This is a genomic window from Enterococcus sp. AZ119 (assembly GCF_050546175.1).
Classification (GTDB): domain Bacteria; phylum Bacillota; class Bacilli; order Lactobacillales; family Enterococcaceae; genus Enterococcus; species Enterococcus faecalis.
In genome coordinates this window covers 673,662-687,304 of the sequence record NZ_CP172951.1, presented here as the reverse complement: position 1 = coordinate 687,304, position 13,643 = coordinate 673,662, and the positions used below count along the sequence as shown (strand labels likewise).

The following is a 13,643-nucleotide window of genomic DNA, read 5'->3' as shown; positions in this document are numbered from 1 at the left end:
GTCACTTTTCTGGGATGATGAAAAGTGACTCTTTTAATTTTAAATTTATTGATCTAATTCAGATAATGGTTTTCCAAATAAACGTTTAAAGGGAATTTTATTGCCTAAATAATAAGTGGCAATTACTTGAATAGGAAAGAAAATAACTGTTTTAATTAAGCGTGGCACCCACCAAGCAAAATTTGCTAGATTGACGCCATACATTAAACTTAACCACAAAGGAGTTAAAATGATATTAATTAAAACGGTGACCAACAATGTCGCCAAAATCACTCGTTGCCATGTCATTTCTTTCTTATAATAGAAATAACCATAAATAGCACCAGCCAAAAAGGCATTTAAAGTAAACCCAGGAAAATAGCCTGCTTTTGGAAAAAGCAGCATTCCTACCACATCAGCCACCGCCGTGCCGATTCCAGCCCAAAAAGGTCCGAAAATCATCCCAATCAATGATTCTGGAATAAACGTGAAACTGATTTTTAAAAACGTTGTTTCATACGCAAAAAAGCGTGAAAAGACAACGACCACCGCAATGAGTACGCCCATTAACGCAATGGATTTTGTGCCAAATTTTTTCTTTGTCATTTTTAGCATCTCCTCTAAGAGCTGCTACATGACGAACCATGCAGCGAATGCGAAAACAAAACCGCGAACATTAAAAAGCTGAACGTGTTGTTCTGATGATAAGCAAAGTAAGAACCTTTGCTTTCTAGCAACACACTGTTTATGTTCTTCGTCCAAAAGGCAACATCCCATCCTTTTAGCACTTAACGCTTTGTCTCCTACTCTGTTATTTTATTTGGACAAAAGTCCTCATAAAATATACCACAAAATAGTCAAAATAACCATTAAGGTTCTCTAAAAAGCTAACGGTCGACGATCCCCTTCATGGATAACCTCACGGAAGTCCGCAAACCCCGCCTCGACACCTCTCAAAAGAATTTCAGCACTGCCGATATTGGTCGCTAAAGGAATTTCATAGACATCACTTAGACGAATCAAAGCCGTCACGTCTGGTTCATGCGGTTGCGCGGAAAGAGGATCTCTTAAAAAAATAACTAAATCAATGTTGTCTTCTGATATCATTGCGCCAATCTGTTGATCCCCACCTAATGGCCCCGATTTAAAGCAATGCACGGGTAAGCCAGTTGCTTCCATCACTTTCATGCCTGTCGTTCCTGTTGCATACAATTCATGTTTTTCTAAAATATGTTTATAAGCGGTTGCTAGTTTGATCATTAATGTTTTTTTACGATCATGAGCGATTAAAGCGATTTTCATGTTATCCAACTCCTGTCTTTGTTATATTATAACAAAAGTTTATCGATAAATCCGCTGAGAGTGTTTGCCCTTTGTCACCTTGACGAAAAAGTCTTCTTTTTCTTGTGCAACTCTCCCTTGCCGAAAGATAGCGTTTTCATTTAAACTATGAGTAACAAATCAAAAAGAAAAGAGTGACGTATCAAATGGTGGAAATGGCGCTTAGAAATGTGTATAAAAAATATGACAATGCAGAACATTATTCTGTTACAGATTTTAACTTAGAAATTACAGACCGTGAATTTATCGTCTTTGTCGGACCTTCTGGTTGCGGTAAATCAACAACATTGCGCATGATTGCTGGCTTAGAAGATATTACTGAAGGTGAATTATCAATTGGGGACAAAGTCATGAATGACGTTGCACCGAAAGATCGTGATATTGCCATGGTTTTCCAAAACTATGCGCTTTATCCGCATATGACTGTTTTTGATAACATGGCTTTTGGTTTAAAACTAAGAAAATATGATAAAGCTGAAATTAAAAAACGGGTGGAAAATGCTGCGGATATTCTGGGCTTAACAGAGTACTTACAACGTAAACCTGCGGCGCTTTCTGGTGGACAACGCCAACGTGTTGCACTTGGCCGGGCAATTGTCCGTGATGCCAAAGTCTTTTTAATGGATGAACCTTTATCAAACTTGGATGCAAAATTACGTGTAGCCATGCGTGCTGAAATCGCTAAACTACACCAACGTTTAGAAACTACGACAATTTATGTGACACATGACCAAACCGAAGCGATGACCATGGCTGATCGAATCGTAATTATGAAAGATGGCTTTATTCAACAAATTGGTTCACCAAAAGAAGTTTACAATACACCAAAAAATATGTTCGTAGCTGGGTTCATCGGCTCACCTGCCATGAATTTCTTCAAAGTTACCTTAAACAATGGGGTTATTTCTAACCAACATGGCTTAAAGCTAGCAATTCCTGAAGGAAGAAACAAAGAGCTTGTTGAACATGGTTATGAAGGCAAAGAATTAATTTTCGGTATTCGTCCAGAAGATATTCATAGCGAACAAGTGGCTTTAACGGCAATGAAAGATGCAGTGATTAAATCTGAAGTCGTTGTTTCTGAATTATTAGGGGCTGAATCCATGCTTTATACAAAAATTGGTGATACAGAGTTTATCTCAAAAGTAGATGCTCGTGACTTCCACCATCCTGGTGAAATGATTGACTTAGCTTTTGATATTAACAAAGGACATTTCTTCGACCCTCAAACAGAAGAAGTCATTAAATAAAAAAATCTCGAGGCATCCGTAATTGTGACGGATGCCTCGATTGTTTCTCTTTATGCTAATTTAACCTTCTTCTTTATCACTTTGGGTTGTTTCGCTTCTGTAAAAGTTGGAATATCTACATGTTTACTTAAGGTACTTGCTAAAAAGTAGGCAATACTGAAATCCACCAAACTATGAATTAATCCACCAACGCCCATCAAAAGAAAAATAGAATACATGAAGCCAGCTGTATAATAGGTTCCTGGCAAGTTGCCCATTGTGTAAAATACAGAAACAACCACTAGCTCGGCAGCGGAATGAATCACTCCAATTCCCACGTTAAACAACTGTAATTTCCCATTTAATAAAGTGAATTTCCCCTCTTTATTGATTAAAATTTCTGGATGCTTTTGTAAAATCACTGCGCCAATGACTGCAAAAATCAAATGAGATAAGGCCCGCAAAGCAATAATCGGTGTTGCGGATAAGAAAAAACCAAAACCTGTTCCTAGACTAACCGCAATTGCCACCACTGGAGAAATAAACATGGCAATAAAAACTGGGACGTGACTTGCTAACGTAAAACTGGCTGGACCAATGGTAATTCTTGGCATAACCATTGGAATGATAATCCCCATTGCAATTAAAAGTGCTGAAATTGTTAAACGTTTTACTGAGTTTGTTTTCATTAAAACTGCCTCCTAAAGGTGTCATGACACCTTTTTGTTTTTCTCAAGTGTAGCTGAACAGCCGCAATGTGTCAAGACACATAAAAGAACTTTCTGTTATTTCTCATAAAATAACAGAAAGTTCTTTTTTATACTGGTTTATTTTTTTCTAAAGCATTACTTAAACGAGCAAATTCTTCTAAAGACAATGTTTCACCACGTCTAGAAGGATCAATTTCTGCTTCAGCTAGGCTCTCTTTTAGCCAAGCCACCGTTTGTTCATCTTTCCCATAAAAATGCGTTAAGTTATTCCACAATGTTTTACGTCTTAATTGGAAACTTGCTTTGGTTAATTTGAAAAATTCTTTTTCATTGGTCACTGTCACTGCTGGTGTAGCACGGCGCGTCAATTTAATAATCGCCGAGTCAACATTGGGCTGCGGCACAAAAACCGTTTTTGGCACAATAAAGGCGACACTTGCTTCCATAAAATATTGGACAGCAATTGATAATGAGCCATAAGCTTTCGTTCCTGGTTTAGCAGCAATTCGATCAGCGACCTCTTTTTGCATCATCACAACCATTTCAGCTACATCTAAAGAAGATTCTAAAAAATGCATCATAATTGGCGTAGTAATATAGTAAGGTAGGTTAGCCACCACTTTAATCGGATACTTCTCTTGAAAAACTTGGTTGGTTGTCTCAACCAAATCAGCTTTTAAAACATCTTGATGAACCACTGTCACATTATCATAGCGACTTAAGGTATCTGCTAAGACAGGAATCAAGCGATCATCAATCTCAAAAGCCACAACTTGTGCCGCGTTCATCGCTAATTGCTCTGTTAATGCACCAATTCCAGGCCCGACTTCGACAACATTTGTCTGCTGATTAATTCCCGCTGTTTCTACAATTTTTCTTAAAATATTAGGCTCTGTCAAAAAATTTTGACCTAAACTCTTTTTAAATGAAAATCCATGCTTTTTTAGTATTTCTTTGGTTCTGGATGGTGTGGCAATTTCTTTATAGTCTGTCACGCTTGTTCCTCCATGTAGTTATTCTTCGTTTGCAAGTTCTTTTAAAATACGTGTCATGCTTTCTTTCAATTCTGCTTCTGTAATCCGAAACATGCTTAACCGTTTGACTAACTGTTTGCTATTTGTATAGCCAATTCTTAGGTCATCTCCTAATAATTCACGGTATTTTTTTGCATTTGCTCCCGCTATTAAACCATATTCAACCAGTGTTTGTCTAGGAATTTCTTGATAGTCTTCATCAGCTTGAACAGGTGTTACGACTTTTTTTAAGGCTTCAATAATTGCTTCATCACTAGCATGTTCAACCCCTAGGCTACCGCCATTTTTTTTAGGCACTGCAACTTTTCTTGATAAAAAAGCATGCTTTGCATCAGGAACGACTTCCATTATTGTTTTACGAATTTTTTCGCCCGAATAGTCTGGATCTGTAAAAATAATCACGCCTCTCGTTTCTTGTGCGTGTTCAATTTGTGTCAAAATTTCATCATTGATAGCAGACCCAATCGTTTCAATCGTATCCGCTGCAACTACCTCTTGAATGCGGCGTGTGTCGTCTTTTCCTTCAACGACAATGATTTCTGCAACTTTCATTTTTTCTTTCATTTATCTATCCGAAACAAGCGATGAGCGTTGACTCTCGTTTGTTCTGCCACTTCTTCAAAGGTTAGTTGTCGTAATTCAGCAATTTTTTCCACTACGTATCGTGTATAGCCTGGTTCATTCCGTTTACCACGATAAGGAACAGGGGCTAAATAGGGTGCATCTGTTTCCACCAACATTCTTTCTAGTGGTACCGCCATCGCCGCTTCTTGAACATCCAATGCCTTTTTAAACGTTACGACTCCACTAAAAGAAATATACAAACCTAAATCTAAAAATTTCTTCATCCACTCGGCATCACCACTGAAACTATGCATGATTCCACCAATATCTGAAATTTTTTCATCTTTTAAAATTCGATAGGTATCTTCTAATGCCTCTCTCGTATGCACACTAAACGGTAAATTCATTTCCCGAGCAATCGCAATTTGACGGCGAAAGACTTTTTCTTGCACCTCTTTAGGATCCTCCATCCAGTAATAATCAAGACCGATTTCACCTAATGCTACAATTTTTGGCAACGTTAATTGTTCTTGTAATCGTCGTTCAACCTCTGGCGTATAGCTACCCGCTTCTGTTGGATGCCAACCAATGATACTATAAATATTGGCATATTCCTGACTAAGTAAAAGAGATTTTTCAATCGTTGGTTCATCAAAACCGACCACGGCCATCTCTGTAACACCCAATTCTTGGGCATGTGCAATCGTTTCTGGAATATCATCATTAAATTGTTCTGCATTCAAATGTGTATGTGTATCAAAAATCATTATGATTGCCTCCTTTATCTCCTCTCTACTTTATCATATTTCTTGAAAAATCTGAATGACTAGGCGACAAGATTCGCCATTTCCTCATAAACAGCGCTTGCATTTATGCTAAAAGTAACGTATACTATTCAGTCATGTTATTAAAAGGAGGAATCTCCATGACCGATGAAAAAATTTATGAACAACAGCATTTAACAACGGTTTATCATGAGCTGCAAGCGGCTAAAAAAGTTTACGAAGAGCAATTGGCGAACACAATGAAAGATGGCAAACATATGCTAGAGGAATTTGGTCGCGATTCTAAGCTGAATTTTGATAGTTATGCCGATAATCTAGAAACGTTTGCCATGTTGGAAATGAAGAACCGTGAAATTGATCAGTGGAACTTAAAAAATGAAGCAACGGCTAAAAATTTAGACAAAGTGAAACGCCTATTACAAGTTCCTTATTTTGGCAAAATTGGCGTGACTTTTGAAGACAGCCCTGAAGAGCCAGAAAACTTTTATATTGGCGTAAACGATTTTACTTCTTTAGAAGAAGAAACGCGCATTCACGATTGGCGCTCACCGATTGCTTCGTTATTTTATGACAATGTTTTAGGGAAAACAGCCTACACGGCACATCAACAAACCATTCCTGTACAACTTGATTTGAAAAGACAGTTAATTATTGAAAAAGATCAATTAATCAACTATTTTGACACAACCATTGCGATTCAAGATGATGTGTTATTGCATTCTTTAGAAGAAGATGCTTCTCCATATATGAAGGACATTACGACAACCATTCAACAAGAACAAAATCAAATAATTCGTGACGAAACGCAGCCACTCCTACTAGTCAACGGGATTGCTGGTAGTGGGAAAACGTCTGCGATTATGCAACGGATTGCTTATTTACTTTATCAACATCGAGCAGAAATTACAGCGGATAATATTTTATTACTTTCACCAAATTCAACATTTATTGATTATATTTCTCAAGTTTTACCGAATTTAGGCGAACGAAATCCCTTGAATTTGACTCTTTTACAATTTTTACGCTTCACTACCAAAGAAGCATGGCCAATGGAAGAAGAAACGGACTATTTCGAACGCATTACTCGCTCTGAGGCAACGGAGCAAGAGCACGTTATTCGTTCAAAAGAATTTGCAACGTTTCTTTTAAGCAATCCTGAAAAAGCGGTTGTGCAGCCACATTTTTTCCGTCCTTTAACTTTTAAAAAGCAGACCTTATTTACTTCAGAAACAATTTTTAAACTTTATCAAGAAACATCAGCTGACTTGAGTATTCGCCAACGAATTTCAGCCACAAAAGAAAAATTAACCAGTCTTTGGACACGGTACTTATTAAAACAAGCCCATTCTAAAAAAATGTTGGATCAATTCCAAGATTTAACAGAAGCTGAACAAGTTCGTTATTTTGGCACAGTGATTACCGAAGATAATGAAAAACATCTGGCTGATTTTGCTTTAAAACGTTTGAAGAAAAAATATCGCTCTATCACTGCCGCTATTAAAAATGATGCTTGGCTAGATCAATGGGCCTTTTTTGAAACGTTTTATTCTTTATTCACTGAAAAATCGTATCAAAAAGAGACAGCTGTTTTCACAGCCGATGAAATTGTGGCCCTTATTTTGGTGAAACATGCATTTATTGAAAACCTCGCCAACCAGCAAATGGCTTTTATCCTAGTCGATGAAGTCCAAGATTATACAGAAGCCCAATTATTATTACTGCTGACACTTTTCCCTAAAGCTAGTTTTACTTTAGCTGGTGATGAAAATCAAGCCATTTTTAATACAGCCATTGAATTTTCTGAAGCCCATGATTTATTGGTTAACGAAACCAGCCGTTCTGTTGGAACCTATCAATTATTAAACAGCTATCGTTCAAGTAAAGAAATTACACGACTCTTCCAAACATTAGGCACTCAACCAGAGCAATTAACCATTGTGCCCATCCGGCATGATGGAGAAAAGCCGACATTTATTCCTTGTGACTCTGCGTCTGACTATCTTAAAGCAATCGTCACTTCCATTACAACCTTTGATTCGAAAGAAAGCACCGCCATTATTACTAAAACTTTTGCAGAAAAAGAACAATTAACAAAAGAACTCTGTGCTTCTCTTTCATTGGAAGAGCATCCGTCACTGCAAGTTTTATCAATTGATATGGCAAAAGGTCTAGAATTTGATAATGTAATTCTTCATAACCCAAATGTTAATCGTTATTCCGACAATAAACGAGATAAAAAAATCCTGTATACTGCTATTTCTCGTGGAATGAAACGGGTCGTTTTACCTTATACCGGCACACTTTCTGAATGGTTTACACCTTACTTGGCAGCCCGGTAACTGAGACTTAAGGCGGATTTTATTTTTAGAAAAACCACTTATAATAGACGAGTAGGTACTGCTTTTTAATTAGCAGACCTACTCGTTTGTTGTCTCTTAAGTTGAGAGGAGCGTGAGAAGGTGAAACAATCACCTGATTTAGAAAATTTTTTAAAAACCTTTATCCAAAAAAATGTAACTATTGAGCGAAAACAACAAAACCAAACCATTTGGCACTGGCTACTGCTTATTTTATTTGGCTTGCTAACCTTTGGCTCACTGACACAGCAGTTACTCCTAATTGGCTTGTTTACACTTATTGCCGCTATTGTTAAAGGTCCCTTAATGCTCGTCTGGGGAACCATCTATTCGGCGTTAGCGGCTTTGTTTCCACCTTTTGCTTTAGTCCTATCTTTACTTTTTTTTATAATTAATTTAGGCACTGTTATGAAAAGTTGGCGTATTACTTTAACAAGTGCTTACTTTTATCTAATTCCTTTAGGTTTTAATCTCTTGAAAACGACCGACTGGGTATCAACGCCTTATTTCCTGACAGGCTTGGCTTTGTTAAGTATTTTAGGGCTGCATTTTATATTAGAGTGGCTCTATAAAAATAATAGCTTAGGCCGTTTACTCACGTGGCAAATTATTAGTGTCCCTTTTTCACTCTTACTGATCATTTTACCAAGTCGCCTAACGAAAGGCCGTTTTGGTAAAAAACGAATACCTAAAAAAGTGAAACTCTAAAATAGAAAAGCCTAGGAAAAATCGCAAATGATTTTTTCTAGGCTTTTCTTCGATTCTTTTAATTTAAAAATTCGTTGATTTTCGATTTTAGGACGTCGATAAAACTGGAGAAAGAGAGTTCATTTGTTTGTGAATAAGTCCAATGAGCCAATAACAGAAAAACTAAAATAACCAGTATCGCAACCACTAAAAAGGTTCTAATTCTTGCCCTTCTTTTTCTACGTTGAACTGTTAGCCGTGCTTGTTCCCTTACTCTCATAGCTTCTAAATAATACGGACGCCATTTAGGATCATTTTTTCGTTGCTCATAAAATTTAAATTTATGATAAGCCATCAAACTTCCCCCACATCAAATCACTTTTCTTCTAGTATACAAAAAAAGTAGTAAAGATAAAAGGTTACAATTCACCTTTTATCTTTACTACTTATGCTTTTATGCGATTCCTGCACCATTTGGCATTTCTTTTGGTGCTTCAACAATTTGAAGTTTCCCTTCTGGTGATTCAGCTGAAAGAATCATTCCTTGGCTAATTTGACCACGCATTTTTCTTGGTTTTAAGTTAGCCACAATGACTACTTTTTTGCCAATTAGCGCAGCTGGATCTGGATAAAATTCAGCAATACCTGAAAGAATTTGACGATGGTTTTCATCTCCAGCATCTAAACGGAATTGCAATAATTTATCTGCTCCTTTGACTTTTTTACAGTCAATAACTTCGGCAACTTTTAATTCCACTTTATCGAAATCATCGTACTTAATTTGTTTTTCTTTCGTTGAAACCAACGTTGTTTCTTCTGGATTCCATTTAATATCCTCTTCTGTAGCACTTTCGCTTTGGGACATTTTCTTTTGAATATACGTTACTTCTGTTTCAATTTCTAAACGTGGGAAAATAGGTGTTCCTTTACTTGTTACTGTTACGTCTGTTGGGAACTCACCAAAATGAATATTTTCCATGTTCATTGTTTCTGGATCTAAGCCTAATTGTTCGAAAATTTTCCCTGGTGTTTCTGTCATGACTGGTTGCAATAAGATTGCCACAATTCGTAAGCTTTCCGCTAAATGGATCATGACACTTTCTAATTCGTTGCGTTTCTCTTCTTCTTTAGCCAATACCCAAGGCGCTGTTTCATCAATATATTTATTTGCACGAGAAACTAGCGTCCAGATTTCTGCAATGGCCGTATTAAATTCCATTTTTTCCATTGCTTCATGATATTTTCCAATAACATTCGCCGCAGTTGTCGATAGTTCACTATCAAATGGGGTAACTTTTGAAGCATAGGCTGGTACTTTGCCATCACAATATTTATTAATCATCGCAATTGTTCGATTCAACAAGTTTCCTAAGTCATTAGCTAAATCATAATTTAAGCGAGAAACGAAATCTTCTGGTGTAAAGACGCCATCACTACCAAATGGAATTGCTCGTAATAAATAATAACGTAACGCATCTAGACCGTAGCGTTCTACTAACATTTCAGGGTAAACAACATTTCCTTTAGATTTAGACATTTTTCCGTCTTTCATCAATAACCAACCATGTCCAAAGACTTTTTTCGGTAATGGTAAATCTAAGGCCATTAACATAATTGGCCAATAAATCGTATGGAAACGCACGATTTCTTTCCCAACCATTTGCACGTTCGCAGGCCAATATTTTTGGAATAATGAATCATCTTCTGAGCCATAACCTAGTGCTGTAATATAGTTTGATAACGCATCAATCCATACGTAAACCACATGTTTTGGATCATTTTTTAATGGAATTCCCCAAGAGAAAGTCGTTCTTGAAACGGCTAAATCTTCTAATCCTGGTTTGATGAAGTTATTTAGCATCTCATTTTTACGAGATTCTGGTTGAATAAATTCTGGATGTTCTTCGTAATATTGTACCAAGCGATCCGCATATTTACTCATGCGGAAGAAATAGGATTCTTCTTTAACTAATTCGACTTCGTGACCACTTGGTGCTTTCCCACCAATGACATTGCCTTCATCGTCACGATATACTTCAGCTAATTGTGTTTCAGTGAAAAATTCTTCGTCAGAAACTGAATACCAACCTTCATATTCTCCAAGGTAGATATCTCCTTGTTCTACTAAACGATCAAAAATTTGTTGCACGGCTGCCATGTGATAATCATCCGTTGTCCGAATAAATTTATCATAGCTGATATCTAATGTTTTCCATAATTTTTGAACATCTGCTGCCATTTTATCAACGTACTCTTTTGGTGTCACATTCAACTCAGCAGCTTTTTTTTCAATTTTTTGGCCATGTTCATCCACACCTGTTAAATAAAATACATCAAAACCCATTAAACGCTTGTAACGGGCCATTGCATCGCAGGCGATTGTTGTATATGAATTCCCAATATGTAACTTCCCACTTGGGTAATAAATTGGGGTGGTAATATAAAATGTTTCTTTCTGTGACATACAGAAAAAACCTCCTTTAGTCATTTTCCTAAACCCTCAGGATTTACTCCTAAACAGTATACCATAATTAGACATTATTAAACTATATTTCTTGTCGGTTTTCTCTTGAAAATGAAGAAAATGCCAGAAAGAAAAGAGAGAAACACCTGTCTATTTGACAAGTATTCCTCTCTTTTTTCGTTCATTTTTATTCTTTTGTCTCGAAACGAACGATACTATGGTGTCGTCCATAAAAGAAATAAATAGCCAAACCAATCACTACGGCTATGCCAAATACTTGCCAAGTAGCTAAAGACAATTGGAACATCAAAGCCGCGCAAACCACGATTGAAATTAATGGTAGAACCGGCACAAGCGGCACTTTAAATTCACCTGCTTGCGGTTCTCCTTTCATTGTCCGTAATTTGATAATTCCTAAAGCGAGAAACATCAGATAAAAGAGTGTCACGATATTTGTAAGTTCAGCCAACATCTCCATTGGAACAATCCCAGCAAAAACCATTGCTAAAAATCCAGCTACATAGGTTGCATTCTTAGGTGTGTGCCGCTTCTCATCGATTTTGCTCATAAACTGCGGCAATAATCCATCTTTACTAATCGCATAAATCACACGGGCTAAACTGTACATCATCGCAATCGTCACTGTTAATAAGGTTAAAATAGCACCAACTGAAATGATTGTCGCGATTGCGCCATGATTAATGAAGCGCATCGCAAAAGCCACCGGATCCTTGACCCCTAAATCCGTAAATGGAACAATCCCAGTTAAAACTAACGTAACAACAATATATAACAATGTTGAAATAATAATGGAACCAATAATCCCTTTTGGAATATCTTTTTTCGGATTCTTCACTTCCTCCGCGGCCATGCTGACCGCATCAAACCCTAGAAAGGCAAAGAAAACTAAAGCAGCACCACTGAAAACGCCTGAAAAACCATAAGGAATAAATGGTTGCCAGTTCGTTGGTTTCACATAAAAGATTCCCACGAGAACAAATAATAAAATAATCCCAAACTTCACGAAAACCATTAAGTTATTTAAACGTAACGCTGTTTTCGCTTCTAAAGATACCCAAAAAGTTACGGCTACAACGACCAACATGGCAATCAAATCAATATATGTACCATTTGTTGGATTATAAGCGCCACTTAACGCTTGCGGCAAAGAAAAACCTAAGCTATCCAAAAAGCCATGGACATAGCCTGACCAACCTGAAGCAACGGATGAAACCGCCAAGAAAAACTCACAAATAATCATCCAACCAGTCATCCAAGCCACAATTTCTCCAAAGACCACATACATGTAGGCATACGGCCCACCAATGACCGGAATACGTGATGCAAATTCTGCATAGCATAAACCAGATAAAATAATCGCGGCTGCTGCTACCAGAAATGATAAGACGAGCCCTGGACCTGCATAGCGTTCCGCTGCGACACCTGTCACAACAAAAATCCCTGTTCCTACTACAGCCCCAATTCCTAGAAAAATTAAGTCCATCGTCTTAAGATTTTTTTTCATCCCACCACTGTCATTGACAGGCACAGTGATTTCTTTTTTTCTGAAAATAGACATGTGTTTACCCCCGTAAAAAAAATAAGCGTAAATAAACTATTTACGCTTTCATATACCCTAAAAGAATACCACCTAGAATAACAAAAATGCAACCAAAAATAACATAAAACATTTCTTTTTTTGATTTTCTTTCGCCTAAAAGGAAGATGCCCCCAAGAGTCGAAATAATAATCCCCATTTGTGATAAAGAGAAGCTAATAGCTAAGCCAATTTCACGCATGGTTAATAACATACAAATATTTCCTAAGCCCCAAAGCAGACCCGTCGTCATATTCATCCAAACAAAACGATCAACTGTGACTTTTTTGAAGGCAAAGAAACTAGCCCCCACTAACATACCAATACTTTGTGGCAAAATAATTCCCCACGGATCTAAACCAGTGGCATTAATAATGATGGTATAGACGCCATACCCAACTGTTGAGAAAATCAACGCCCGAATCCCTTTATTAAAATCTAACATACTGTTTGAGGTTTTCGGTTGACTATCATCATCTTGTCGAGCTGTTAAATACACCCCAAAAACTAAAAAGGCTAAAGCGATAAAGCCCACAACAAAGTCTTTTGTTTTTGTCCATTCATGGAAAAAAACAGCCCCTGCAACGGTATTAACAACTAACTGCATCCCAGTTGAAATTGGTAAGCCAACTGAAACGCCCATATATTTCATGCTATGAAATTGTTGATTCTGTCCCAAACTCCAGAATAAACCAGATATAAATCCAACAATTAATGTGGCTGTCGTCAACGTAGGCTGGATGACAAAAAAGACAACAATTGAAAATAGTAATGCGCCGATTGTCATACCTAACGTTTGTTGATTGGCGCTTCCACCAATTTTACCGCTGACTAAACCAATACTGCCCCACGCAATCATGGGCACTAAAGCGATAAGTAAACTCATAATATTCTCC

At 37.2% G+C, this 13,643-nt stretch carries 13 protein-coding genes and 1 riboswitch; of the genes, 3 read left to right on the top strand and 10 right to left on the bottom strand.

The genetic code is table 11. The features are described from left to right. Window positions 1-45 precede the first annotated feature (45 nt). Together IGL37_RS03320 and mgsA are read right to left on the bottom strand one after the other, a co-directional pair. Complete coding sequence (locus IGL37_RS03320) at window positions 46-594, bottom strand: folate family ECF transporter S component (protein ID WP_002385065.1); 549 nt, start codon at window positions 592-594, stop codon at window positions 46-48. A gap of 30 nt (window positions 595-624) precedes the next feature. Beyond that, a riboswitch (THF riboswitch) is annotated at window positions 625-792 on the bottom strand. 66 nt (window positions 793-858) lie between these two features. Further along, window positions 859-1,281, bottom strand: a complete 423-nt coding sequence (gene mgsA / locus IGL37_RS03315) for a methylglyoxal synthase (RefSeq protein WP_002355823.1) — start codon at window positions 1,279-1,281, stop codon at window positions 859-861. 185 nt (window positions 1,282-1,466) lie between these two features. Between mgsA and IGL37_RS03310 the strand changes: the two genes are divergently transcribed. Continuing rightward, a complete protein-coding gene (locus tag IGL37_RS03310) occupies window positions 1,467-2,570 on the top strand; it encodes an ABC transporter ATP-binding protein (RefSeq protein WP_002355822.1) in 1,104 nt (367 codons plus the stop codon). Between the two features lie 50 nt (window positions 2,571-2,620). Here the strand turns inward: IGL37_RS03310 and IGL37_RS03305 are convergent, their stop codons facing one another. The 4 genes from IGL37_RS03305 to IGL37_RS03290 all read right to left on the bottom strand — a co-directional run bounded on the left by IGL37_RS03305 (window position 2,621) and on the right by IGL37_RS03290 (window position 5,624). Next, on the bottom strand, window positions 2,621-3,238 hold the full coding sequence (locus tag IGL37_RS03305; protein ID WP_002355821.1) for a hypothetical protein: 618 nt from the start codon (window positions 3,236-3,238) through the stop codon (window positions 2,621-2,623). Between the two features lie 128 nt (window positions 3,239-3,366). Beyond that, complete coding sequence (gene rsmA, locus IGL37_RS03300) at window positions 3,367-4,254, bottom strand: 16S rRNA (adenine(1518)-N(6)/adenine(1519)-N(6))-dimethyltransferase RsmA (protein WP_002358849.1); 888 nt, start codon at window positions 4,252-4,254, stop codon at window positions 3,367-3,369. Window positions 4,255-4,272: 18 nt separating this feature from the next. After that, on the bottom strand, window positions 4,273-4,857 hold the full coding sequence (gene rnmV, locus IGL37_RS03295) for a ribonuclease M5 (protein ID WP_002358848.1): 585 nt from the start codon (window positions 4,855-4,857) through the stop codon (window positions 4,273-4,275). Then, window positions 4,854-5,624: a TatD family hydrolase gene (locus IGL37_RS03290; RefSeq protein ID WP_002376119.1), complete on the bottom strand. Its 771-nt coding sequence runs from the start codon at window positions 5,622-5,624 to the stop codon at window positions 4,854-4,856. Before IGL37_RS03290 ends, rnmV begins: the two co-directional genes overlap by 4 nt. Before the next feature lie 134 nt (window positions 5,625-5,758). Between IGL37_RS03290 and IGL37_RS03285 the strand changes: the two genes are divergently transcribed. Further along, window positions 5,759-7,981, top strand: coding sequence for a HelD family protein (locus tag IGL37_RS03285; RefSeq protein WP_033918001.1), 2,223 nt, complete (start codon window positions 5,759-5,761; stop codon window positions 7,979-7,981). Window positions 7,982-8,101: 120 nt separating this feature from the next. Continuing rightward, complete coding sequence (locus tag IGL37_RS03280; RefSeq protein ID WP_033918000.1) at window positions 8,102-8,707, top strand: hypothetical protein; 606 nt, start codon at window positions 8,102-8,104, stop codon at window positions 8,705-8,707. A gap of 58 nt (window positions 8,708-8,765) precedes the next feature. Here the strand turns inward: IGL37_RS03280 and IGL37_RS03275 are convergent, their stop codons facing one another. From IGL37_RS03275 to IGL37_RS03260, 4 genes are all read right to left on the bottom strand, one after another. Continuing rightward, window positions 8,766-9,041 (bottom strand): hypothetical protein, encoded by a 276-nt coding sequence (locus IGL37_RS03275; protein WP_002361374.1) that lies wholly within the window; start codon window positions 9,039-9,041, stop codon window positions 8,766-8,768. 99 nt (window positions 9,042-9,140) lie between these two features. Next, a complete protein-coding gene (gene metG / locus IGL37_RS03270) occupies window positions 9,141-11,150 on the bottom strand; it encodes a methionine--tRNA ligase (RefSeq protein ID WP_002355813.1) in 2,010 nt (669 codons plus the stop codon). A 187-nt stretch (window positions 11,151-11,337) separates the two neighbouring features. Continuing rightward, window positions 11,338-12,729 carry an amino acid permease gene (locus IGL37_RS03265; protein WP_002355812.1) on the bottom strand — a complete coding sequence of 464 codons (1,392 nt, stop codon included), beginning with the start codon at window positions 12,727-12,729 and terminating at the stop codon, window positions 11,338-11,340. Window positions 12,730-12,769: 40 nt separating this feature from the next. Further along, complete coding sequence (locus IGL37_RS03260) at window positions 12,770-13,633, bottom strand: GRP family sugar transporter (protein ID WP_002361372.1); 864 nt, start codon at window positions 13,631-13,633, stop codon at window positions 12,770-12,772. Window positions 13,634-13,643: the final 10 nt, after the last annotated feature.